The sequence below is a fragment of the Microbacterium pollutisoli genome, assembly GCF_053586795.1.
This window is the reverse complement of the sequence record NZ_JBNYWT010000009.1, coordinates 1-24108: the sequence shown is the minus strand read 5'-3', so window position 1 is coordinate 24108 and position 24108 is coordinate 1. Positions and strand designations below refer to the sequence as shown.

The 24108-nt window shown below is 68.2% G+C and carries 16 protein-coding genes and 3 rRNA genes; 17 read left to right on the top strand and 2 right to left on the bottom strand.

Going from position 1 to position 24108, the window contains the following annotated elements; translation table 11 throughout:
- Positions 1 to 33 precede the first annotated feature (33 nt).
- The 10 genes from ACQ143_RS14570 to ACQ143_RS14525 all read left to right on the top strand — a co-directional run bounded on the left by ACQ143_RS14570 (position 34) and on the right by ACQ143_RS14525 (position 11148).
- A complete protein-coding gene (locus ACQ143_RS14570) occupies positions 34 to 831 on the top strand; it encodes an ABC transporter ATP-binding protein (protein WP_449571427.1) in 798 nt (265 codons plus the stop codon).
- Positions 813 to 2393, top strand: coding sequence for a hypothetical protein (locus ACQ143_RS14565; protein WP_449571426.1), 1581 nt, complete (start codon positions 813 to 815; stop codon positions 2391 to 2393). Before ACQ143_RS14570 ends, ACQ143_RS14565 begins: the two co-directional genes overlap by 19 nt.
- Before the next feature lie 223 nt (positions 2394 to 2616).
- Positions 2617 to 3672 (top strand): N-acetyl-gamma-glutamyl-phosphate reductase, encoded by a 1056-nt coding sequence (gene argC, locus ACQ143_RS14560; RefSeq protein ID WP_449571425.1) that lies wholly within the window; start codon positions 2617 to 2619, stop codon positions 3670 to 3672.
- Positions 3669 to 4826 (top strand): bifunctional glutamate N-acetyltransferase/amino-acid acetyltransferase ArgJ, encoded by a 1158-nt coding sequence (argJ, locus tag ACQ143_RS14555; RefSeq protein ID WP_449571424.1) that lies wholly within the window; start codon positions 3669 to 3671, stop codon positions 4824 to 4826. The genes argC and argJ overlap by 4 nt, the downstream gene beginning before the upstream one ends.
- Complete coding sequence (argB, locus tag ACQ143_RS14550; RefSeq protein WP_449571423.1) at positions 4823 to 5725, top strand: acetylglutamate kinase; 903 nt, start codon at positions 4823 to 4825, stop codon at positions 5723 to 5725. Before argJ ends, argB begins: the two co-directional genes overlap by 4 nt.
- A complete protein-coding gene (locus tag ACQ143_RS14545) occupies positions 5722 to 6969 on the top strand; it encodes an acetylornithine transaminase (RefSeq protein WP_449571422.1) in 1248 nt (415 codons plus the stop codon). The genes argB and ACQ143_RS14545 overlap by 4 nt, the downstream gene beginning before the upstream one ends.
- Complete coding sequence (argF, locus tag ACQ143_RS14540; protein WP_449571421.1) at positions 6966 to 7889, top strand: ornithine carbamoyltransferase; 924 nt, start codon at positions 6966 to 6968, stop codon at positions 7887 to 7889. The genes ACQ143_RS14545 and argF overlap by 4 nt, the downstream gene beginning before the upstream one ends.
- The gene (locus tag ACQ143_RS14535) at positions 7868 to 8941 is read left to right on the top strand and encodes a heparan-alpha-glucosaminide N-acetyltransferase domain-containing protein (RefSeq protein WP_449571420.1); all 1074 of its coding nucleotides are present in this window, start codon (positions 7868 to 7870) and stop codon (positions 8939 to 8941) included. Before argF ends, ACQ143_RS14535 begins: the two co-directional genes overlap by 22 nt.
- Before the next feature lie 50 nt (positions 8942 to 8991).
- Positions 8992 to 10422: an argininosuccinate lyase gene (gene argH / locus ACQ143_RS14530; protein ID WP_449571419.1), complete on the top strand. Its 1431-nt coding sequence runs from the start codon at positions 8992 to 8994 to the stop codon at positions 10420 to 10422.
- A 75-nt stretch (positions 10423 to 10497) separates the two neighbouring features.
- Positions 10498 to 11148 carry a SatD family protein gene (locus tag ACQ143_RS14525; RefSeq protein ID WP_449571418.1) on the top strand — a complete coding sequence of 217 codons (651 nt, stop codon included), beginning with the start codon at positions 10498 to 10500 and terminating at the stop codon, positions 11146 to 11148.
- 51 nt (positions 11149 to 11199) lie between these two features.
- On the opposite strand, the gene ACQ143_RS14520 is transcribed toward ACQ143_RS14525, so the two are convergent.
- Entirely contained in the window at positions 11200 to 11790 is a 591-nt protein-coding gene (locus ACQ143_RS14520) for a hypothetical protein (RefSeq protein WP_449571417.1), read from the bottom strand.
- 103 nt (positions 11791 to 11893) lie between these two features.
- On the opposite strand from ACQ143_RS14520, the gene tyrS reads away from it, so the two are divergent.
- Both tyrS and ACQ143_RS14510 read left to right on the top strand, forming a co-directional pair.
- Positions 11894 to 13213, top strand: a complete 1320-nt coding sequence (gene tyrS, locus ACQ143_RS14515; protein ID WP_449571416.1) for a tyrosine--tRNA ligase — start codon at positions 11894 to 11896, stop codon at positions 13211 to 13213.
- Between the two features lie 38 nt (positions 13214 to 13251).
- The gene (locus tag ACQ143_RS14510) at positions 13252 to 14058 is read left to right on the top strand and encodes a DUF4184 family protein (RefSeq protein WP_449571415.1); all 807 of its coding nucleotides are present in this window, start codon (positions 13252 to 13254) and stop codon (positions 14056 to 14058) included.
- Between the two features lie 23 nt (positions 14059 to 14081).
- On the opposite strand, the gene ACQ143_RS14505 is transcribed toward ACQ143_RS14510, so the two are convergent.
- Positions 14082 to 15350 (bottom strand): CoA transferase, encoded by a 1269-nt coding sequence (locus tag ACQ143_RS14505; protein ID WP_449571414.1) that lies wholly within the window; start codon positions 15348 to 15350, stop codon positions 14082 to 14084.
- A gap of 726 nt (positions 15351 to 16076) precedes the next feature.
- Between ACQ143_RS14505 and ACQ143_RS14500 the strand changes: the two genes are divergently transcribed.
- The 5 genes from ACQ143_RS14500 (at position 16077) to ACQ143_RS14480 (ending at position 23900) form a co-directional block, all read left to right on the top strand.
- Positions 16077 to 17600: ribosomal RNA gene (locus tag ACQ143_RS14500) — 16S ribosomal RNA — on the top strand.
- Between the two features lie 389 nt (positions 17601 to 17989).
- Positions 17990 to 21096 (top strand): 23S ribosomal RNA (locus ACQ143_RS14495).
- Between the two features lie 104 nt (positions 21097 to 21200).
- Positions 21201 to 21317: ribosomal RNA gene (rrf, locus tag ACQ143_RS14490) — 5S ribosomal RNA — on the top strand.
- Together the 16S, 23S and 5S rRNA genes form the textbook arrangement of a ribosomal RNA operon.
- 73 nt (positions 21318 to 21390) lie before the next feature.
- Positions 21391 to 22869, top strand: a complete 1479-nt coding sequence (locus ACQ143_RS14485) for a primosomal protein (RefSeq protein ID WP_449571413.1) — start codon at positions 21391 to 21393, stop codon at positions 22867 to 22869.
- Positions 22869 to 23900, top strand: a complete 1032-nt coding sequence (locus ACQ143_RS14480; protein ID WP_449571412.1) for an HAD-IIA family hydrolase — start codon at positions 22869 to 22871, stop codon at positions 23898 to 23900. The genes ACQ143_RS14485 and ACQ143_RS14480 overlap by 1 nt, the downstream gene beginning before the upstream one ends.
- The last annotated feature ends 208 nt before the right edge of the window (positions 23901 to 24108 follow it).

Here is a 24108-nt window from a genome sequence, read left to right as displayed (position 1 = left end):
CGCGGCGGGGGAGGGCGCCACTAGGCTCGCACCGTGACCGACACGACCGCGATCCCCACTCCCGTCCCGCCCGGACCCACGCCGGCGCTCGAGCTGACCGGCCTGACCAAGCGGTTCGGCGACAAGGTCGCCGTCGCCGGCATCGACCTCGTCGTGCCGGCGGGGTCGTTCTACGGGCTCGTGGGTCCCAACGGCGCGGGTAAGACCACGACGCTGTCGATGGCGACGGGCCTGCTGCGTCCCGACGCCGGCACGGCGCGGGTGCACGGCCTCGACGTGTGGCAGCAGCCCGTCGAGGCCAAACGCATCATCGGCAATCTCGCCGACGGCGTGCGCCTGTTCGACCGGCTCACCGGCGAGCAGCTCATCACCTACACCGCGATGATGTTCGGCATCCCGCGCCCCGACATCGCACCGCGGGTGGCCGACCTGCTCGAGCTCATGGACCTGCGCGAGGCGGCCGGCACGATCGTGGCCGACTACTCCGCGGGCATGACCAAGAAGGTCGCGCTGGCCTGCGCCCTCGTGCACGCCCCGCGGCTGCTCGTGCTCGACGAGCCCTTCGAGTCGGTCGACCCGGTCTCGGCCGCGAACATCGAAGACGTGCTGCGCGGCTACACCGCCACCGGCGGCAGCGTCATCGTCTCGAGCCACTCGATGGACCTCGTCCAGCGCATGTGCGACCACGTCGCCGTGATCGCCGCCGGCCGGGTGCTCGCCGCCGGCACCGTCGACGAGGTGCGCGCCGGCGAGACTCTGCACGACCGGTTCGTCTCGCTCGTCGGCGGCCGCCACACCTCGGAGGGGCCGCAGTGGTTGCGACAGTCCTGAAGCTCCGGTACCGGGTCCTCGGCAACACCCTGGCGCGCCGACCGTGGCAGCTGGTCGGGTTCTGCCTGGGCATGCTCGGCGCGCTGTGGATGCTGGGCCTGGCCGTGGCCGGGCTCGTCGCACTCGGGTTCGCCGGCGACCCGGAGCTCTCGCGCACGCTGGTGGTCCTGGCCGGCTCTGTGCTCATCGCCGGCTGGGTGATCGGGCCGCTGCTGGTCGCCGGCACCGACACGACAGTGGATGCCGGGCAGCTGGCCCCCTTCCCGTTCTCGCTCCGGCAGCTCATGCTCGCGCTCGCCGGGGCCGGTCTCACCGGCATCCCGGGCATCGCCACCACGCTGGCGGCGGTGGCGACGACGGTCGTGTGGGCACGCTGGCCGGCCGCGGCGATCATCGCGGTGCCGGCGGCGGTGATCGGCGTGCTGATCGCCGTCGTCGCCAGCCGCCTGGTCGCCACCCTGTCCCGGGGCCTGGGCGCCGGCCGACGCGGCCGGGAGATCATCGGCACCGTCGTGCTGGGCGCGATGATCATGGCCGGGCCCATCGTGGTCGGCATCCTGAGCCTGATCGGCGACGGCGCGGGCGGTGCCGCACGGCTCCTCCAGGCCGCCGACGTGCTGGGTTGGACGCCGCTCGGCGCGGCCTGGGCGGTCCCGGCCGACGCGGCCACGAATCAATGGCTGCCGGCGATCGCCAGAATCGGGATCGCCGCGGCGACGCTGGCCATGCTGTGGCTGGTGTGGGCCCGGGCGCTCGACGCCTCGGTCACGGCACCGCCGCGGGTCCAGACACGTGCCGTCAAGCCCGGCGCCCTGGGACTGTTCGCGGTCATGCCCACCGGCGGCGTCGGCGCGACGTGGGCCCGGTCGCTGACCGCGTGGCTGCGCGACCCGCGGTATCTGCGTCAGCTCATCTTCGTGCCGCTGTTCCCGGCGCTGTTCGCGTTCACCGGCGGCGTCGACGGCTTCCTGTTCTCGGCATCGGCGGTGATCGTCGCCTTCATCCTGGCGATTGCCGGCTACGCCGACATCTCCTACGACGGCACCGCGTTCGCCGCCGTGCTGTCGACCGGTGTGCGCGGGCGTGCCGACCGGTGGGGGCGGGTGCTGGGGGCGGCGAGTGTGGGCGTGCCGGCCGTCGTCGTGGTGGCGGTGGTCACGGCCGCCCTCGGCGGTGCGTGGGCGCAGCTGCCGGCCGTGCTCGGCGCGGCGCTCGGACTGCTGCTGGTCGGCTACGGCGTCTCGGCCGTGTCGTCGGCGCTGTTGGTGGTGCCGGTCGCCTCGGCCGGTGACAGCCCGTTCAAGTCGGTGCCCGGTCAGACGTTCCTCAACGGCCTGACCGTGCTGGTCGTGTGGGCCGCGTGCATGGTGCTCGCCGCGCCGCCCCTCGTGCTCGGCGTGATCTCGGTGACCGGCTCGTCGACGGCGATGGGTCTGGCCGCGCTGGCCGTCGGCGTTGTCTGGGGTGTGGTGGTCATCATCGCCGGCACCGTGGTCGGCGGCCGCACCCTCGACCGCACCGGCCCCGACCTGCTGGCGCGCATCAAGGCGTTCCCGACATGACCGCCGCACGGGAGGCGGCGATTTGCGATCGGCCCGCAGGCGGCGCTATCGTCACGGCATGCCCTCGGCCGCGACCCGCACCGTCTCGACGGTCCTCCGCGCGCGCCGACGTCTGAACCGCGGCCGCCGACTCTAGGCGACCCCGCGCGCTCCCCGCCGTCGGCGGGTCGAGCCCCGGTGTCGCCGTTCCCGGCCCCCGTTCCTCAGACAATAAGGTTGAACCATGACCTATTCGGTCGCCGTTTCCGGCGCTTCCGGCTATGCGGGCGGCGAGATCCTCCGCCTGCTCGCCGCTCATCCCGACATCGAGATCCGCACCGTCACCGCGCACTCCAATGCCGGCCAGCCGCTCATCGACCACCAGCCGCACCTGCGGTCGCTGCGTCACCTGACCCTGCAGGACACGACGCCCGAGATCCTCGCCGGGCACGACATCGTCTTCCTCGCGCTCCCGCACGGTCAGTCCGGGCAGTACACCGACGCGCTGGGCGAGGTGCCCCTGGTGATCGACGCCGGCGCCGATCACCGGCTGACCGACGACCGGGCGTGGGCGCAGTTCTACGGCGGTCACTTCCATGAGCCGTGGACCTACGGGGTGCCCGAGCTGCTCGTGCACGGCCGCAAGCAGCGCGAGCTGCTCGCCGGTGCGAGCCGCATCGCCGCCCCCGGGTGCAACGCCTCCACCGTCAGCCTCAGCCTCGCTCCGGGCGTCGCCGCCGGCGTCATCGACCCGGGCGACATCGTCAGCGTCCTGGCCGTCGGCCCCTCCGGCGCCGGGAAGTCGCTCAAGCCGAACCTGCTGGCCTCCGAGATCCTCGGCACGGCCAACCCGTATGCCGTCGGCGGCACCCACCGGCACATCCCCGAGATCCAGCAGGCGCTCGCCGCCGTGGGCGCCGAAGGCGGCACCTCCGGCATCCGCATCTCGTTCACGCCCGTGCTCGTGCCCATGGCGCGCGGCATCCTCGCCACCTCGACGGCGCCCATCGCGCCCGGGGTCACCGACGCGCAGATCCGCGCCGCGTGGGAGGACGCGTACGGCGACGAGACGTTCGTGCAGCTGCTGCCGGAGGGACACTTCCCCCGCACCGCCGACGTGCTCGGCGCCAACACGGCGCTGATGGGCCTGGCCATCGACCGCGCGGCGAACCGCGTCGTGCTCGTCACCGCCGTCGACAACCTCGCCAAGGGGACGGCCGGTGCCGCCGTCCAATCCATGAACATCGCCCTCGGACTGGAAGAGACCACGGGCCTGACCGTGAACGGAGTCGCGCCGTGAGCGTCACCGCAGCCCAGGGGTTCGAAGCGGCCGGGGTCGCCGCCGGACTCAAGTCCACCGGCTCCAAGGACGTCGCGGTCGTCGTCAACCGCGGGCCGCTCAAGATCGGCGCCGCCGTGTTCACGAGCAACCGCGCCAAGGCGAACCCCATCCTCTGGTCGCAGCAGGCCGTCGCCGACGGCGTCGTCGAGGCGGTCGTGCTCAACTCCGGCGGCGCGAACTGCTTCACCGGTGCCTTCGGCTTCCAGACCACGCACCAGACCGCCGAGAAGGCCGCGGAGCTGCTCGAGGTCAGCGCCGGGGACATCCTGGTGTGTTCCACCGGGCTGATCGGCACCGGCGACGAGGTGTTCCGCAGCAAGGTGCTCGCCGGCACCGCCGAAGCCGTCGCCGGGCTGAGCGCCGACGGCGGCGAGGCCGCCAGCGAGGCCATCATGACCACCGACACGAAGCCCAAGCGCGCGGTCGTCACCCGCGACGGCTGGACGATCGGCGGGATGGCCAAGGGCGCCGGCATGCTCGCGCCGGGCCTGGCGACCATGCTCGTGGTCATCACCACCGACGCCGAGATCACCGCCGAGGAGGCCGACACCGCACTGCGCCGCGCTACCCGGGTCACCTTCGACCGGCTCGACTCCGACGGCTGCATGTCGACCAACGACCAGGTGACGCTGCTGGCCAGTGGGGCCACCGGCATCCACCCCGATCTCGATGTGTTCGCCGCAGCGCTGACCGAGGTGTGCGGCGACCTCGCCGCGCAGCTGCAGGCCGACGCCGAGGGCGCCAGTCACGACATCCGCATCGAGGTCATCCACGCCGCCGGCGAAGACGACGCGGTCACCGTCGGCCGCTCGGTCGCCCGCAACAACCTGTTCAAAGCCGCGATCTTCGGCAACGACCCGAACTGGGGACGGGTGCTCGCCGCCATCGGCACCACCGATGCCGCCTTCGACCCCTACGACGTCGACGTATGGTTCAACGGCGTGCGTGTGTGCACCGCCGGCGGCCCGGACCGCCCGCGGGAAGAGGTCGACCTGACCCCGCGCGCCACCGACATCCGGATCGATCTGAAGGCCGGCGACGCAGCGGCGACGATCCTCACCAACGACCTCACGCACGACTACGTCCACGAGAACAGCGCCTACTCCTCATGACCGACAACCTCCAGCTGACCACACCCGAGCAGGCCGCCGAGAAGGCCGCCGTGCTCATCGAATCGCTGCCGTGGCTGCAGCGGTTCCGCGATCGGATCGTGGTCATCAAGTACGGCGGCAACGCCATGGTGTCGGCAGAGCTGCAGCAGGCGTTCGCGCAGGACATCGCCTACCTGCGCTTCGTCGGCGTGCGGCCGGTCGTCGTGCACGGCGGCGGCCCGCAGATCTCGCAGATGCTCGACCGGCTTGCGATCCCGAGCGAGTTCAAAGGCGGCTACCGGGTCACCAGCACCGAGGCCATCGGCGTCGTGCGCATGGTGCTCACCGGGCAGATCAACCCGCAGCTGGTGGCGAACATCAACGCCTACGGTCCGCTGGCGACCGGCCTGTCGGGGGAGGACGCGGGACTGTTCGGCGGGCGTCGCCGGGGCGTGGTCATCGACGGCGCCGAGCACGATCTCGGCAACGTCGGCGATGTCGTCGAAGTGGACCCGCAGCCGGTCCTCGACCAGCTCGCGGCGGGACGCATCCCCGTGGTCTCCTCGATCGCGCCCGACCTCGACAACCCGGGGCAGTCGCTGAACGTGAACGCGGATGCCGCGGCGGCGGCCCTCGCGGTCGCCCTCAAGGCCACGAAGCTCGTCGTGCTGACCGACGTGCCGGGGCTGTACGCCGACTGGCCCAACCGCGACTCGCTCGTCTCGCATCTGACCGCGGCCGAGCTGCGTGCGCTCCTGCCGCAGCTGGAATCGGGCATGATCCCGAAGATGCAGGCATGCCTCGACGCGGTCGACGGCGGCGTGGACACGGCCGCCATCATCGACGGCCGCCAGCCGCACTCGCTGCTGGTGGAGATCTTCACAGAACAGGGAATCGGAACGGAAGTGGTGGCGGCGTGAACACGGCACAGGCAGCTGAAGACTGGCGGAGTGACGCCTCGCGCGACCTGGTGCGCCACGCCGGCGACCGCTTCGCGCTGTTCACCCGAGGAGAGGGCGCCTACCTCTGGGACGAGGAGGGGACGCGCTACCTCGACTTCCTCGCCGGTATCGCGGTCGTCTCGCTCGGCCACGCCCACCCGGTGTTCGTCGAGGCCGTCGCCACCCAGGCGGCCACGCTCACGCACGTGTCGAACTACTTCGCCACCCCGCCGCAGCTCGCGCTCGCCGCACGGCTCAAGCGTCTGGCCGGCACCGGGGAGTCGGGCCGGGTCTACTTCGGCAACTCCGGCGCCGAGGCCAACGAGGCCGCGTTCAAGCTCGCGCGCCTGCACGGCCAGGCCCGCGACGGCAGGCCGGGGCGCCCCCGCATCCTGGCCCTCACCGGTGCCTTCCACGGCCGGACGATGGGCACGCTGGCCCTCACCGGCAAACCGGCCATGCAGGAGCCGTTCCAGCCGATGGTGCCCGGTGTCGAGTTCATCGACTCGACCGTCGAGGCGCTCGAGCGGGCCATGGACGACCGGGTCGCCGCCCTGTTCGTCGAGCCCATCAAGGGCGAGGCTGGGGTGCTCGACCTGCCCGAGGGGTACCTGCAGGCGGCGCGGGAGATCACCGCACGCCACGGCGCCCTGCTGATCGTCGACGAGATCCAGACCGGCGCCGCGCGCACCGGCGCCTGGTTCGCCTTCCAGCACGCCGGCATCACCCCCGACGCGATCACGGTCGCCAAGGGCATCGGCAACGGGTTCCCGATCGGCGCGCTGATCACGTTCGGCCAGGCCAGCGAGCTGTTCTACCCCGGCACGCACGGCTCGACCTTCGGCGGCAACGCGCTGGCCACCGCCGTCGCCGGCGCCGTGCTCGAGGAGATCGAAAGGGCCGACCTGGTCACCGCCGCCGCCACCCGCGGTGCGCAGGTGCGCGAGGCGGTCGCCGCGATCGGCTCCGACCTGGTCGACGGATGCCGGGGCATGGGCCTGCTCATCGGCGTGGCCCTGCGGCATCCCGTCGCCGGAGCCGTCGTCGCCGCCGCGCAGCAGCACGGGCTGGTCGTCAACGCCGCGAACGAGTCGACCATCCGCCTGGCGCCGCCGCTGACCATCGGCGACGTCGAGATCGACGAGTTCCAGGACAAGTTCGGCCGCGCCCTGCACACCGTCCAGGACGCGCTCATGCTCGACACGACGGAGGCCTCCGCATGACCCGCCACCTGCTGCGCGACGACGACCTGACTACCGCCGAGCAGAGCGAGATCCTCGACCTCGCACTCGCGCTGAAGAAGGACCGCTGGAAGCTCAAGCCCCTCGAGGGGCCGCAGACGGTCGCGGTCATCTTCGACAAGTCGTCCACCCGCACGCGCGTCTCGTTCGCCGTGGGCATCGCCGATCTGGGCGGGTCGCCGCTGATCATCTCGACCGCCAACAGCCAGCTCGGCGGCAAGGAGACCCCCGCCGACACCGCGCGCGTGCTCGAACGGCAGGTGGCCGCGATCGTGTGGCGCACCTACGCGCAGGCCGGGCTCGAGGAGATGGCCGCCGGCACCACCGTCCCGGTGATCAACGCGCTCAGCGACGACTTCCACCCGTGTCAGCTGCTGGCCGACCTGCTGACCATCCGCGAGCACAAGGGCGACCTGAAGGGCCTCACCCTCGCGTTCTTCGGCGACGGCCGCTGCAACATGGGGCACTCGTACGTGCTCGCGTGCGTCACCGCGGGAATGCATGTGCGGGTCGCGTCGCCGGCCGCCTACGCGCCGCGTGAGGATGTCGTCGCCGACGCCGACCGCATCGCGCAGACCACCGGCGGCTCGGTGACCCTGTACACCGACCCGAACGAGGCGGCGGCCGGCGCCGACGTCGTCGTGACCGACACGTGGGTGTCAATGGGCAAGGAGGAGGAGAAGGCGCAGCGCCTGCGCGACCTCGGCGGCTACAAGGTCACCACCGAGATCATGGCGCAGGCGGCCGACGACGCCATCTTCATCCACTGCCTGCCCGCCGACCGCGGCTACGAGGTGGATGCCGAGGTCATCGACGGACCGCAGTCGGTCGTGTGGGACGAGGCCGAGAACCGCCTGCACGCCCAGAAGGCGCTGCTGGTGTGGCTGCTGCGTCAGCAGTGACGCTCGGTCGGGGCCTCAGCGGCCCCGACCGATTGCAAGGCGTCGACCTGGCCCGCGGGTTGGCGGTGCTGGGCATGTTCGCCGCCCACCTGCTGGTGATCCCGGCACTGGTGATCACCGACCCGGCCACCTGGATCGACCTGGCCAACGGGCGCTCCTCGATCCTGTTCGCCGTGCTCGCCGGCGTCTCGATCGCGCTTGTCACCGGCGGGGCCCGGCCGCGGCGCACGGGCCTGGGCACCGCCCGCCGGCGCATCGCCGTGCGGGCGCTCGTGCTGTGGGTGTTCGGCATCCTGCTGATCCTGACCGGGGTGCCGGTGTTCGTCATCCTCCCCGCGTACGCGGTGCTGTTCCTGCTCGCCCTGCCGCTCGTGCGGCTGCCGGCGCGCACCCTGTGGATCACGGCCGCGGCGCTCGGGGTGGTCATGCCCTGGGTCCAGCCGGTGCTGAACGCCCTGCCGCTGTGGGAGGGCGAGATCGGCGGGGCGCTCGCGCTCGCCGTCGGCTGGCACTACCCGTTCCCGCTGTGGGCGGCGTTCCTGGTGGCGGGCCTGGCCGCCGGCCGGTCGGACCTGCGTCGCCCCGACACGCAGTGGGCGCTGCTGCTGGCGGGCGGTGCGCTCGCGCTGCTGACGGCTGCGGTGGATGCCACGTTCGCGGCACCGGCGGATCCCTATCTCGCGCAGGTGTGGGCCAGCGGTGCGCACTCCGGGGGGCTGCTCGAGGTGGTCGGCTCGGGCGGGCTGGCCCTGGCGACGATCGCGGCCTGTCAGCTGCTGTGCCGCACGCCGCTGCGCTGGGTGGCGCTGCCGCTGCGCGCTGTGGGGTCGATGCCGTTCACCGCGTATGTCGGACAGCTCGTGGCCTGGGCGGTGATCGCCACGGCCCTGCTCGGCGACCCGGGGGATCTCACCGGCATGCGCGCCCTCGAACCGTTCTGGCCCTTCGCGGTCGTGACGCTCATCGCGTGCACGGTGTGGGCGCTGCTGCTGGGGCGCGGCCCGCTCGAACGGTTCACCGCCTGGGTCTGCCGCACCCTCGCCCCGCGCTGACGCGCGCCCGCGCCCGGCGCCGAGTCCGCCGTCGCGGCTAGGCTGGTGCGGTGACTGGAACGGATGCACACGGCACGAACGAAGGCGCACTCTGGGGCGGGCGATTCGCGTCGGGTCCCTCGCCCGAACTGGCCGCGCTGAGCAAGTCCACCCACTTCGACTGGGCGCTCGCGCTGTACGACCTGGCCGGTTCGCACGCGCACGCCAAGGCGCTCGCCGCCGCCGGCTACCTCACCACCGACGAGGAGGCCCGCATGCACGCGGGCCTCGACGCCCTGGCCCGCGGTGTGCAGGACGGGTCGCTGGTGGCGCAGCCCGAAGACGAAGACGTGCACGGCGCCCTCGAGGCGCTGCTCATCGCCGAGGTCGGCCCGGAACTCGGCGGCAAGCTGCGCGCCGGACGCAGCCGCAACGACCAGATCGCGACCCTGGTGCGCATGTACCTGCTCGACCACGCCAAGGTGATCGCCCGCGACATCCTCCGCCTCATCGACGCCATCGTGGCGCAGGCCGAGGCGCATCCCGACGCGATCATGCCCGGCCGCACCCACCTGCAGCATGCGCAGCCCATCCTGCTGGCCCACCACCTCCAGGCCCACGCCTGGCCGCTGGTCCGCGACCTCGAGCGCCTGCGCGACTGGACCGCGCGGGCTCGCGTGTCGCCCTATGGCGGCGGCGCGCTCGCCGGGGCCACCCTGGGGCTGGATCCGCAGCTGGTGGCCTCCGAGCTCGGCTTCGACCGGCCGGCCGAGAACTCGCTCGACGGCACCGCCGCCCGCGACGTGGTGGCCGAGTTCGCGTACATCGCCGCGCAGATCGGCATCGACCTGTCGCGCTTCGCCGAGGACATCATCATCTGGAACACCCGCGAGTTCGGGTTCGTCACCCTCGACGACGGCTACTCGACGGGTTCGAGCATCATGCCGCAGAAGAAGAACCCTGACATCGCCGAGCTGGCCCGCGGCAAGTCCGGGCGCCTCATCGGCAACCTCGCCGGGCTCCTGGCGACCCTCAAGGCGCTCCCGGTCGCGTACAACCGCGACCTGCAGGAGGACAAGGAGCCGATCTTCGACTCGGTCACCACCCTCGAGGTCGTGCTGCCTGCCTTCGCCGGCATGGTGGCGACGCTCCGCTTCGACGTCGACCGCATGGCGGCGCTCGCCCCCGAGGGCTTCTCGCTCGCGACCGACGTGGCCGAGTGGCTCGTCAAGCGCGGGGTGGCGTTCCGTGACGCGCACGAGATCTCCGGTGCGCTCGTGCAGGCGTGCGAGCAGCGGGGGATCGGTCTCGAGGATGCCGGTGACGCCCTCCTCGCGGAGGTCTCGCCCCACCTGGTGCCTGCCGTGCGCGAGGTGCTCACGATCGAGGGCTCCGTCGCCAGCCGCGCCGGGATCGGCGGCACGGCGCCGGTGCGGGTGACCGAGCAGCGCGCCGAACTCACCGGCCGTGCCCAGAGCGCCGCACACGCACTCGGCATCTGATAAGAAGAACACTTATGTTCTGAGGGTATAAACCAAACCCTTATATTACTGAAGTATCAGTGATACACTGATCGCATGGATGCCACGACCGAGGCCGTCGCCGTGACCGCCGACATCATCGGGTCACGCCGCCTGGACGACCGTGACGCCGCGCAGCGTACGCTCGATGACACCATCGCGCGTGTCGAGAGCGCTGTACCGCTCGCCGTGCAACCCCTGCGCCCCACCGTGGGCGATGAGCAGCAGGCGATCTACCCGGGGCTCGACGAGGCGCTTGCCGCACTGCTTCTGCTGCAGCTCGCCCTGCCCGACGGCATCGAGTGCCGGTTCGGGCTGGGGCTGGGCGAGATCGGCATGGTCCCGGCCGCCGGCGGCGACATCCCCGACGGGCCGGGGTGGTGGGCGGCGCGCGCGGCGATCGACCACCTGCACGCGCTGCAGCAACGCCGTGCGCCGGCCGCGCGCGCCTGGGTGTCGGCCGCCGCCGACGCGCCCGAGGACGTGCACGCGAGAGTGCGACACGCGAACGCCTACCTGCTGGCGCGCGATGAGCTCGTCGTCGCGATGAGCGAGCGCACGCGACGGCTCACCTACGGTCGGTGCCTGGGCCGCACCCAACGTGAGCTCGCCGCCGAAGAGGGCATCACCCAGTCCGCCGTCTCACAGGCGCTGGCCACCAGCGGCGCGGCCGCCGTGGTCGAGGGATTCCGGCTGCTGCGCGGGTGACGGGATTCCCCGTGAGGCGCAGCGGATCGTCGCGACGCGGTGCGCCCGGGCTCACCAGATCGCGAGCCGCGCCAGCGCACCGGCCACGCAGGCCCACAGCAGACTCGCGAGCGTGCCGATGATGAACCGCTCCCGCGCCTCCGACGCCGCCAGTTCCGAGAAGCGGCCGATGCCCTTGACGGCCACCACGACGGCGATCGCCTCGGGGAACCCGGCGATGATGCCGATCGTCACCGCGAGCCGCTCGAGGTAGCCGATCGTGGTGCCGCCGCGCATGAGGGGCTCCATCTCCGTGGGGGCGTCGTCGCGGCGGGGCGTCGGCAGCAGGATGCCGCCGTCCGCCGTCTCGCGGACCCGGCCACCGGTGGCGATGTCCAGCACCCGCCGGGTGACCGGATTGCCGCCGAGCACCGCGACGGTGATCGCCAGCACGGCGATGATCAGGCCCATGATCGCGGTGATGTTCACCGGCGCGATCGCGGTGACGGTCGTGGCGAGCACCAGGATGCCGGTGGCGACGGCGAGGGGGAGCGTCGACGGCTTGCGCAGGCTCACGATCACCAGCACCAGCACCGCGCACAGCGCCAGGAACAGGAAGATCGACAGCATCGCCGTGAGCAGGACGTCAGGCACCAGCACCATGCCGACAGTGTGGCACGGGCCGCGGACGTGCCGCCGGTGCGACACCTCACCGGCCGCGCCGCCGCGCCGTGGCATCCACTCGCCCGCTGGTAGCCTGGAACGCGTGTCTGAACCCGTCGTGAGCGCCCCCGCGCGTGCCCTGACGCCTGCCAACGATCCCTCCTTCGAGAACGTCTGGGACGAGATCGTCTGGCGTGGCCTGGTGCACGTGTCCACCGATCAGGAGGCGCTGCGTGCGCTGCTGGCCGGGGACCCGATCACGTACTACTGCGGGTTCGATCCGACCGCGCCGAGCCTGCACCTGGGCAACCTGGTGCAGCTGCTGCTGCTGCGCCGTCTGCAATTGGCCGGGCACAAGCCGCTCGGACTCGTCGGCGGCTCCACGGGGCTCATCGGAGACCCGCGTCCGTCCGCCGAGCGCACGCTCAACACGAAGGACACCGTGGCGGAGTGGGTGGGCTACTTGCGCGCGCAGGTCGAGCGGTTCCTGAGCTTCGAGGGCGACAACGCCGCGCGCATCGTGAACAACCTCGACTGGACGGCGCCGATGTCGGCGATCGATTTCCTGCGCGAGATCGGCAAGCACTACCGCGTCGGCACGATGCTCAAGAAGGATGCCGTCGCGGCACGCCTGAACTCGGATGCCGGCATCAGTTACACCGAGTTCAGCTACCAGATCCTGCAGGGCATGGACTTCCTCGAGCTGTACCGCCAGTACGACTGCATCCTGCAGACCGGCGGCAGCGACCAGTGGGGCAACCTGACCAGCGGCACCGACCTCATCCACCGCGTCGAGGGCGTGTCGGCCCATGCCATCGGCACGCCGCTGATCACCAACAGCGACGGCACGAAGTTCGGCAAGAGCGAGGGCAACGCCATCTGGCTCGATCCGGCGATGTGCAGCCCGTACCGGATGTACCAGTTCTGGCTCAACACCGACGATGCCGATGTCATCGCGCGGTTGAAGGTGTTCACGTTCCTCACCCGCGCCGAGATCGAGCAGTACGCGCAGCTCGTCGCGGATGAACCGTTCCGCCGGGCGGCGCAGAAGCGTCTCGCGCTCGAAGTGACCACGACCGTTCACGGTCCCGAGGCGGCGGCGGCCGTCATCGCAGCCTCCGAGGCGCTGTTCGGACAGGGCGACCTCACGTCGCTCGATGCGGCGACGCTGCGCACGGCGCTCGAAGAGCTTCCGAACGCGACCGTGGATGCCGGTTCCTCGGTCGTGCAGGCCCTGGTCGACACCGGCTTGTCCGCCAGCCTGAGCGATGCGCGCCGCGCGATCGCGCAGGGCGGCGTGTCACTCGACGGTGTCAAGGTCACCGACGACGCCGCGACGGTGACCGGTGCGCTGCCGGGCGGCGTCTCGGTGCTGCGCCGCGGCAAGAAGACCCTCGCCGGACTGTTCGTCACGGCGCAGTGACCCCGCTGCGGCGCGGCGGACCGCGGCGAGGCTGACCCGTGCCGTTCACGCCCAGTCACGCCGTCGTCGCGCTGCCGTTCGTGCGATCGCCGCTGATCCCGGCGGCGATCGCGGTCGGGGCGATGGCCCCGGATCTGCCGCTGTTCCTCCGTGGCACGCCGTTGACCTACGCGCTGACCCACACGCACCCGGCGTCGGCCGCGCTGGTGGCGCTCGGCCTGCTGCTGATGTGGTGGGCCGTGCTGCGTCCGGCCGTGCGCGAACTCGCCCCCGTCTGGCTGGCAGCGCGACTCCCCGCGCGGTGGGATGCCACGGGCTTCGACATCGTGGCCACGATGCGCCGGCCGCGTGCCGGCACCCGTCTCGCCGGGCCGGACGGCGCCCGGTTCGCGATACTGCTGGTGACGTCGCTGCTGCTGGGCGTGCTCTCCCACATCGTGTGGGACGCGTTCACGCACGCCGGCCGCTGGGGGCTCGATCTGATCCCGGCACTGGCCGCGCCGTGGGGGCCGCTGCCCGGCTACCGATGGCTGCAGCACGGATCGAGCATCGGCGGGCTGGCTGTCATCGCCGGGTGGACCTCGGTCTGGCTGAGGCGGCGCACGCCGGCATCCGTCACCCGGATGCTGCCCGCCGGAGTGCGCGTGGCGTGGTGGCTGTCGCTGCCGCTGCTCCTGGCGGGGGCGTGGCTCGCGGGGTGGGCGGTGCACGGCCCGTTCACCGCGACCTGGACGCCGCCGCACCTGGCCTACCTCGTGCTGCCGCCGGCGTGCGCGGTGTGGGGCGTGCTCACCCTCGGGCTGTGTGTCGTCGTGCAGGCGGTGCGCCGCCGCGCGCACACCTGAACGGCCGGGTCGGTCCGCCCTGGTCACTCCCGCCACTCGGGGCGGTCACGTCCCCACGGCCGGGGTGGTGCGAATCGGTCCGGCGCGCCGCGATAGGCCAGAGCCGGAGCGGCGGTCGTGAGGGCGATGCCGTCGACGTCGAAGTGCTGCAGGTGCCCGGCGGGATCGAGCGGATCGGTCGACGTCGGCTCCGCGCGCCGGGGCATTCCCAGCAGTTCGGCGGCGATGCGGCGCAGCGAGGTCTCGACGAGCCACGATCCGCCCTCCTCGGCCCGGCGCGCCAGCAGCGTCAGGGCATGGGCCGCCAGCAGGTACCCCGCGCTGTGGTCGAGCGCCTGGGCCGGCAGGGCGCCGGGCGTCGAACCGTCGGCGGATTCGATCCACGCCAGTCCCGACGCCGCCTGCACCAGGCTGTCGAACCCGCGGCCGTGTCCGGCACCCCACGCCGAGTGGCGCACGACGATCACGCCGGGGCGGGCGGCGGCGATCGCGTCGGGCTGCAGACCGAAGCGATCGAGGGATGCCGGACGGTACCCGAGCACGACGATGTCGGCGCCGGCGAGCAGTGCGCCCAGCCGCGCGTGACCGCGCGCGGTGGTGAGGTCGAGCAACGCGGAGCGCTTGCCGTGCCCGGTGTCGAGATGCTGCCAGCCGATCTCGGGCAGCCCGGGCGGATCGATGCGCAGCACGTCCGCGCCCAGCAGAGCGAGCGTGCGAGTGACGACGGGGCCGGCGATCACGCGGGTGAGGTCGAGAACGCGGACACCGTGCAGCGGCGCCGCCGGCGATCCGGCCGGCAGAGGCCGCGGGGGAGCGGGCGTGATCCGCGTCACCTCGATCAGGGGCCGTTCGCGGAGCCGGTCGTCGGTCGGAGGATGTTCCCGTCCGACGACGACGCACAGACCACCGCGCGCCGTGACGGCGGCGGCCGCCGCACCGGCCTCCCGCCGTGCGAGAGCGGCGCCGAGCTGATCGTGCCCGGCGTGCTCGTCCAGGTCGAGCGCGTCGCGCAGCGCGGCGGCGTGATGCGGGTAGTTCGCGTGCGTGCGCACCCACCCGTCACGGGTGCGGAAGTAACCGGAGAGGGGAGCGAACGCGACCGGCTGGGAACCGTCCACACGGATCCAGCGCTCACTCGTGTACGCCACCGCGACCCGGACCGCATCTGGAGGAAGCGGTGCGGTGCCGCTCAACCCGGCGGCAGCACGGGAGGCGGCCGCGACGCTCACGACGGCGAGGGCGCCCACAGCGGTGCGCGCCGGCATCGGCGGCGACGGAGACACCAGGTCCATGTCACGCAGGGTACGCGCTGCCGGCGCCGCTGCGCAGAGCAGACCCGCGGAATCCTGCGGGTGAGGGGCGCGACACGCCCGGGATGCGAGCCGGATTTGCCCGATCTCGACCGGCCACGTAACTTATTACTTGTTCGCCCCACAGGGAAGAGCGAAAAGGCCGAAGGCCTCGCCCCCTCAAGCGGAGAACCACCCCTCATCTGATCAACTCTCGATTGAGAGCCTGACCTTCTTGGTCTAAGATGGAGGTTCCCACTCCTCGAAGCTGTCGATGAGTGCTTCCGGAGACGCCAAATCAGTCACGGACAGCCGATTTGACAAGCCGAGCGAGCGGGATAAGATAGAGAAGTTGCCCAAGCGACTCGGCCGGATCGGCAGAGAGTGCAGGGCAGCGGATCTCTCGGGGTGAGACGCGTCAGCGTCGAGTGCCAGCCGGCTTGCAGCCGAAAAGCGCCGATTTGACAAGCGCCTCACCGCGAATAAGATAGAGAAGTTGCCCTGCGGGCAAGGCTGAGAGGCTGAGCAGCAGGAGCATCCGATCCTTGAGAACTCAACAGCGTGCACTTGTCAAATGCCAAATAACCTCGTTCCAGCTCCGGCTGGATAGAGATTCCTTTGGATCAAAGACCGACCTTAGGGTCGGCAACGGATAGTCAGCAATGATATCCCTTTGGTCAGATCAAACTCGTTACGTCGACCCTATTCCGGTCGTCGTAGCAACATTCTTTTACGGAGAGTTTGATCCTGGCTCAGGATGAACGCTGGCGGCGTGCTTAACACATGCAAGTCGAACGGTGAAAGCGGAGCTTGCTCTGCTGGATCAGTGGCGAACGGGTGAGTAACACGTGAGCAACCTGCCCCGGACTCTGGGATAACAGCTGGAAACAGCTGCTAATACCGGATACGAGCTGCGAAGGCATCTTCAGCAGCTGGAAAGAATTTCGGTCCGGGATGGGCTCACGGCCTATCAGCTAGTTGGTGAGGTAACGGCTCACCAAGGCGTCGACGGGTAGCCGGCCTGAGAGGGTGACCGGCCACACTGGGACTGAGACACGGCCCAGACTCCTACGGGAGGCAGCAGTGGGGAATATTGCACAATGGGCGCAAGCCTGATGCAGCAACGCCGCGTGAGGGACGACGGCCTTCGGGTTGTAAACCTCTTTTAGCAGGGAAGAAGCGAAAGTGACGGTACCTGCAGAAAAAGCGCCGGCTAACTACGTGCCAGCAGCCGCGGTAATACGTAGGGCGCAAGCGTTATCCGGAATTATTGGGCGTAAAGAGCTCGTAGGCGGTCTGTCGCGTCTGCTGTGAAAACCCGAGGCTCAACCTCGGGCCTGCAGTGGGTACGGGCAGACTAGAGTGCGGTAGGGGAGATTGGAATTCCTGGTGTAGCGGTGGAATGCGCAGATATCAGGAGGAACACCGATGGCGAAGGCAGATCTCTGGGCCGTAACTGACGCTGAGGAGCGAAAGGGTGGGGAGCAAACAGGCTTAGATACCCTGGTAGTCCACCCCGTAAACGTTGGGAACTAGTTGTGGGGACCATTCCACGGTTTCCGTGACGCAGCTAACGCATTAAGTTCCCCGCCTGGGGAGTACGGCCGCAAGGCTAAAACTCAAAGGAATTGACGGGGACCCGCACAAGCGGCGGAGCATGCGGATTAATTCGATGCAACGCGAAGAACCTTACCAAGGCTTGACATATACGAGAACGGGCCAGAAATGGTCAACTCTTTGGACACTCGTAAACAGGTGGTGCATGGTTGTCGTCAGCTCGTGTCGTGAGATGTTGGGTTAAGTCCCGCAACGAGCGCAACCCTCGTTCTATGTTGCCAGCACGTAATGGTGGGAACTCATGGGATACTGCCGGGGTCAACTCGGAGGAAGGTGGGGATGACGTCAAATCATCATGCCCCTTATGTCTTGGGCTTCACGCATGCTACAATGGCCGGTACAATGGGCTGCAATACCGTAAGGTGGAGCGAATCCCAAAAAGCCGGTCCCAGTTCGGATTGAGGTCTGCAACTCGACCTCATGAAGTCGGAGTCGCTAGTAATCGCAGATCAGCAACGCTGCGGTGAATACGTTCCCGGGTCTTGTACACACCGCCCGTCAAGTCATGAAAGTCGGTAACACCTGAAGCCGGTGGCCCAACCCTTGTGGAGGGAGCCGTCGAAGGTGGGATCGGTAATTAGGACTAAGTCGTAACAAGGTAGCCGTACCGGAAGGTGCGGCTGGATCACCTCCTTTCTAAGGAGCATCTGGCACCCTCGGGTGTCCAGGCGCCGGATCAGGACCGAATGCGTCCTGCCGGTTAGCTCATGGGTGGAACATTTGACGAGGTGCCGGAGGGTGACCTTCGAACTCAGTACGCTGCTTGCAGCTGGAACGGTCCGGAGCAAGCCAGCCGGCACATGCACGCTGTTGGGTCCTGAGGGACCGGATGCGCTCCGATCATCGATCGGGAGCAGACGAACCTCAGGACCTTTTCTGGCTGCCGAATCGGCAAGCGGGGAAGGTACCGCCCGTACTTTGAGAACTACACAGTGGACGCGAGCATCTTCGAGATGATTTTCATCTCGTATAGATGATCTTAAAGATCATTAGTCAATTTCAATTGACGATTCAAACTCATGTGATTTCAAGTCTTTAAGAGCAAACGGTGGATGCCTTGGCATCTGGAGCCGAAGAAGGACGTAGCAATCTGCGATAAGCCTCGGGGAGTGGATAAGCACACTTTGATCCGAGGATTTCCGAATGGGGAAACCCCGCTGGGCGGCGTGCCGACCCAGTGACTCCCGCCTGAATATATAGGGCGGGTAGAGGGAACGTGGGGAAGTGAAACATCTCAGTACCCACAGGAAGAGAAAGCAACCGCGATTCCGTTAGTAGTGGCGAGCGAAACCGGAACAGGCTAAACCGAGTACGTGTGATATCCGGCAGGAGTTGCGTATTCGGGGTTGTGGGACTTTTCAGGCTGTTCTGCCGAGCAGCCGGCGTTACAAGAAGGTATAGACGAACTGGATTGAAAGCCAGGTCATAGAGGGTGCCAACCCCGTAGTCGAAATGCCTCTCTTGACGCGAAGAGTATCCCAAGTAGCACGGGGCCCGAGAAATCCCGTGTGAATCTGTCAGGACCACCTGATAAGCCTAAATACTCCCAGATGACCGATAGCGGACAAGTACCGTGAGGGAAAGGTGAAAAGTACCCCGGGAGGGGAGTGAAATAGTACCTGAAACCGTTTGCTTACAAACCGTTGGAGCAGCCCTAGCAGCTGTGACAGCGTGCCTTTTGAAGAATGAGCCTGCGAGTTAGCGATACGTGGCGAGGTTAACCCGAGAGGGGTAGCCGTAGCGAAAGCGAGTCTGAATAGGGCGATTCAGTCGCGTGTCCTAGACCCGAAGCGAAGTGATCTATCCATGGCCAGGTTGAAGCGCGTGTAAGAACGCGTGGAGGACCGAACCCACTTAGGTTGAAAACTGAGGGGATGAGCTGTGGATAGGGGTGAAAGGCCAATCAAACTTCGTGATAGCTGGTTCTCTCCGAAATGCATTTAGGTGCAGCGTTGCGTGTTTCTTGCCGGAGGTAGAGCTACTGGATGGCCGATGGGCCCCAAAAGGTTACTGACGTCAGCCAAACTCCGAATGCCGGTAAGTGAGAGCGTAGCAGTGAGACTGTGGGGGATAAGCTTCATAGTCGAGAGGGAAACAACCCAGACCACCAACTAAGGTCCCAAAGCGCGTGCTAAGTGGAAAAGGATGTGGAGTTGCTGTGACAACCAGGAGGTTGGCTTAGAAGCAGCCACCCTTGAAAGAGTGCGTAATAGCTCACTGGTCAAGTGATTCCGCGCCGACAATGTAACGGGGCTCAAGCACGCCACCGAAGTTGTGGCATTGACATTATTGGTAGGCCTTCGTGGTCCAGCCGTGTTGATGGGTAGGAGAGCGTCGTGTGGCGAGTGAAGCGGCGGTGTGAACCAGCCGTGGACGCTACACGAGTGAGAATGCAGGCATGAGTAGCGAAAGACGTGTGAGAAACACGTCCTCCGAAAGACCAAGGGTTCCAGGGTCAAGCTAATCTTCCCTGGGTAAGTCGGGACCTAAGGCGAGGCCGACAGGCGTAGTCGATGGACAACGGGTTGATATTCCCGTACCGGCGAAGAACCGCCCAAGCTAATCCAGTGGTGCTAAGAGTCCTAGCTCGGAATGTTCGGACCCCTTCGGGGTGATGACGTCCGTGTGAACGCTCGACCCCATGCTGGTGCGGCTAGCGTATTAACAGGTGTGACGCAGGAAGGTAGCCCAACCCGGGCGATGGTTGTCCCGGGGCAAGTGCGTAGGCCGAGAGATAGGCAAATCCGTCTCTCATCAAGGCTGAGACACGATGCGGATGAAAAGTGGGTGATCCTATGCTGCCGAGAAAAGCATCGACGCGAGGTTCTAGCTGCCCGTACCCCAAACCGACTCAGGTGGTCAGGTAGAGAATACCAAGGAGATCGAGAGAATCGTGGTTAAGGAACTCGGCAAAATGCCCCCGTAACTTCGGGAGAAGGGGGGCCTTCGACGTATTAGGACTTGCTCCGAAAGCGTTTGGAGGCCGCAGAGACTAGTGGGTAGCGACTGTTTACTAAAAACACAGGTCCGTGCCAAGTCGCAAGACGATGTATACGGACTGACGCCTGCCCGGTGCTGGAAGGTTAAGAGGACCGGTTAGCCGCAAGGCGAAGCTGAGAATTTAAGCCCCAGTAAACGGCGGTGGTAACTATAACCATCCTAAGGTAGCGAAATTCCTTGTCGGGTAAGTTCCGACCTGCACGAATGGCGTAACGACTTCCCAACTGTCTCAACCGCGAACTCGGCGAAATTGCAATACGAGTAAAGATGCTCGTTACGCGCAGCAGGACGGAAAGACCCCGTGACCTTTACTACAGCTTGGTATTGGTGTTCGGTGTGGCTTGTGTAGGATAGGTGGGAGACTTTGAAGCAGGGACGCCAGTTCTTGTGGAGTCATTGTTGAAATACCACTCTGGTCACTCTGGATATCTAACTTCGAACCGTAATCCGGTTCAGGGACAGTGCCTGGTGGGTAGTTTAACTGGGGCGGTTGCCTCCCAAAAAGTAACGGAGGCGCCCAAAGGTTCCCTCAACCTGGTTGGCAATCAGGTGGCGAGTGTAAGTGCACAAGGGAGCTTGACTGTGAGACTGACAGGTCGAGCAGGGACGAAAGTCGGGACTAGTGATCCGGCAGTGGCTTGTGGAAGCGCTGTCGCTCAACGGATAAAAGGTACCTCGGGGATAACAGGCTGATCTTGCCCAAGAGTCCATATCGACGGCATGGTTTGGCACCTCGATGTCGGCTCGTCGCATCCTGGGGCTGGAGTAGGTCCCAAGGGTTGGGCTGTTCGCCCATTAAAGCGGTACGCGAGCTGGGTTTAGAACGTCGTGAGACAGTTCGGTCCCTATCCGCTGCGCGCGTAGGAAGTTTGAGAGGATCTGACCCTAGTACGAGAGGACCGGGTTGGACGAACCTCTGGTGTGTCAGTTGTTCCGCCAGGAGCACCGCTGATTAGCTACGTTCGGGATGGATAACCGCTGAAAGCATCTAAGCGGGAAGCCGGCCTCAAGATGAGACTTCCATGCCTTCGGGCGAGAGGCTCCCAGCTAGACTACTGGGTTGATAGGCCGGATGTGGAAGCGTGGCAACACGTGCAGCTGACCGGTACTAATAAGCCGATGACTTGATAACACACCTTGTTTGTAGGTGCTTGCGTCCACTGAGTGGTTCTCGATGTACGGTCGAGAACCGCATGACAATGACTTTGTTGTGCACGATTGAAACATCAATAGTGTTTCGGCGGCCATAGCGAGAGGGAAACGCCCGGTTACATTCCGAACCCGGAAGCTAAGCCTCTCAGCGCCGATGGTACTGCAGGGGGGACCCTGTGGGAGAGTAGGACACCGCCGGACTTCTTTCGTGAAATGGCCACCCATCGTTGGGTGGCCATTTCTCGTTAACACGCTCTGTGAGAGGATCCAGCCGATGAGTGAAGACGACCGTTCCCGTTCCGAGGGTGCGCAGCGTCCCCCATCGCGCGACTCTGACGGACGTGCCCCGCGCGAGGGCGGCGCCGCGCGGCGCAGTTTCCGCGAAGCCGGCCGCGGCTCGAGCTCCCGTGACGGGGATCGGATGCCGTACGCGAAGCGTGACGGCGAGCGGAAGCCGTACGCGAAGCGTGATGGTGACCGGACGCCCTACCCCCAGCGCGGCGAGCGCAAGTCCCCGACCACGCGTGACGGGGAGCGCCGCCCATACGGGCAGCGTGACGGCGACCGTAAGCCCTACGCGAAGCGTGAGGGCGACCGTAAGCCCTACGCCCAGCGCGACGGCGACCGCAAGCCGTACGGCCGGCGTGACGATCGGGCGCCGCACGCCGCGCGGGAGGGGGAGCGCCGCCCGTATGCGAAGCGTGACGGTGAGCGCACGCCCAACCCGAAGCGGGACGGCGACCGCCGCCCGTACGCGAAGCGTGAAGACGGCCGCAGGCCCTATGGGGAGCGCGCCGGCGAGAAGAAGCCGTATGCGAAGCGCGACAATGACCGGCGGTCCTCCCGTCCGCCGCAGGACGCCGAGCGTCGCCAGCGTCCCGCGGGCCCGGTGCTGCCCGATGATGTGACGCCCCGTGATCTGCACGGCGCCGCCCGGAACGAACTCAAGACCCTCTCCAAGGAGAACGCCGAACAGGTGGCCCGACACCTCGCGATGGTGGCCCGGCTCATCGACGACGACCCGGCCCGCGCTCACGAGCACGCCCTCGCAGCCTCACGCAGCGCCGGCCGTGTCGGCGTCGTCCGCGAGACCGTCGCCATCACCGCGTACGCCGTCGGGGACTATGCGCTCGCGCTGCGCGAGGCCCGCACCTACCGCCGCATCTCCGGCAGCGACGAGCAGATCGCGCTCATCGTCGACAGTGAGCGTGGCGTGGGGCGTCCGGACCGGGCGCTCGAGGTCGGCCGCGGTGTCGACCGGGCCACGCTGCCCATCGAGGTGCGTGTGGAACTCGCCATCGCGATGTCCGGCGCCCGCCTCGACCTGGGTGAGACAGAACGCGCCCTGCAGGAGCTCGACATCCCCGAGCTCGACCCCGACCGCGCGTTCTCCTGGAGCCCCGGACTGTTCGCCGCCCGCGCCGCCGTGCTCGAGGAGCTCGGCCGCGACGACGAGGCACGCCAGTGGCGTCGGCGCGCAGAGGTCGCCGCAGCGGCCCTGGGCGACGTGGATGCCGATCGCGAGACCATCGAGATCGACGAGATCGAAGAGATCATCGACGACCAGGCATCCGAGACCGCGGCGGCTGACGTGATCCCGGCACCGGCCGACGCGCCCGCGGCGGCGGAGGCGGAGGCCTCCCCGGTGCCGGCGGAAGCGGACGGCGCGCAGATCTCGGTGGAGGACGAAGTCGTCGAGCTGCTCGGCGAAGCCGACGCGTCTGACGAGGGGACCACGGGGGAGCGCGACTGATGGCGCTGTTCGGCCGGACCCGGCCCACCCCGCTGCAGGGCGTCGACCTGATCCTCGCCGACCTCGACGGCGTCGTCTACGCCGGCGCGGGCGCGCTGCCGCACGCGGTGGAGAGCCTCAACCGCGCGGCCCAGTCGGCGCGACTGGCCTACATCACCAACAACGCGTCGCGCCGTGACACGACCGTCGCCGCCCACCTTCGCGACCTGGGGCTTCGCACCGACCCGAGCGACGTCATCACCAGCCCGCAGGCGGCCATGCGCCTGCTGCGCGACCGCGTCCCCGCCCCGGCGACCATCCTCATCGTCGGGGGAGACGGGCTCGTGTTCGAGGCTGAGCGCGCCGGCTACCGTGTCACCCGCAGCGCCGAGGACAACCCCGCCGCCGTCGTGCAGGGGTTCGCTCCCGAGGTCGGCTGGGAGCACCTCGCCGAGGCCGCCTACGCGCTGGCGACGCCCGAAGACGAGGGCGGCATCCCGTGGATCGCCACCAACACCGACTGGACCATCCCACAGGCCCGTGGCCTGGCCCCGGGCAACGGCACCCTCGTCTCGGCGGTGCACACCGCGGTCGGCCGTCTCGCGGTGGTGGCCGGCAAGCCCGAGCGCGCGATCTTCGAGGAGGCGGTGGCCCGCTTCGGCGCCCGGCATCCGCTGTTCATCGGCGACCGGCTCGACACCGACATCGCCGGAGCGCAGGCCGCCGGCATGCCGTCGGTGCTCGTGCTGACCGGCGTCGACCGCCCCAAGCACGTCCTGGCCGCACCATCGACCTCGCGCCCGACCTTCATCGTCGGCGACCTGCGCGAGCTGCACGAGCCGTACCCCGAGACGATCGTCAAGGGTGACACCGTCACCGTCGGCGGCGCCACCGTGCGCGTCGACGGGGTCGACCTGCGCATCGTCGCCGAGGGAACCCGCCCCATCGACCTCGTGCGCGCCGGCGCCGCCGCGATCTGGAACTCCGGACGCGCGATATACGGGTTCCGGGTGCCTGAACGGCTGTACGCCGACCCGTTCCACCGGCCCTGATCTCCAGACATGCACCGCTGACCACCGACACGCCGAACGGCCACCACGATCTGAACCGTGGTGGCCGCTGCGCGGGCGGGGTCAGACCCTATGAGTGTGGGGTTCTGATGTTGGTCTTGTAGGCCAGGGCCTCACGGTGCAGATTCGTGGATCATCCCCGAGGAGCGGCCTTGGGGTGCCGACATGCAGCGGAGGCCCTGGTGTTTAT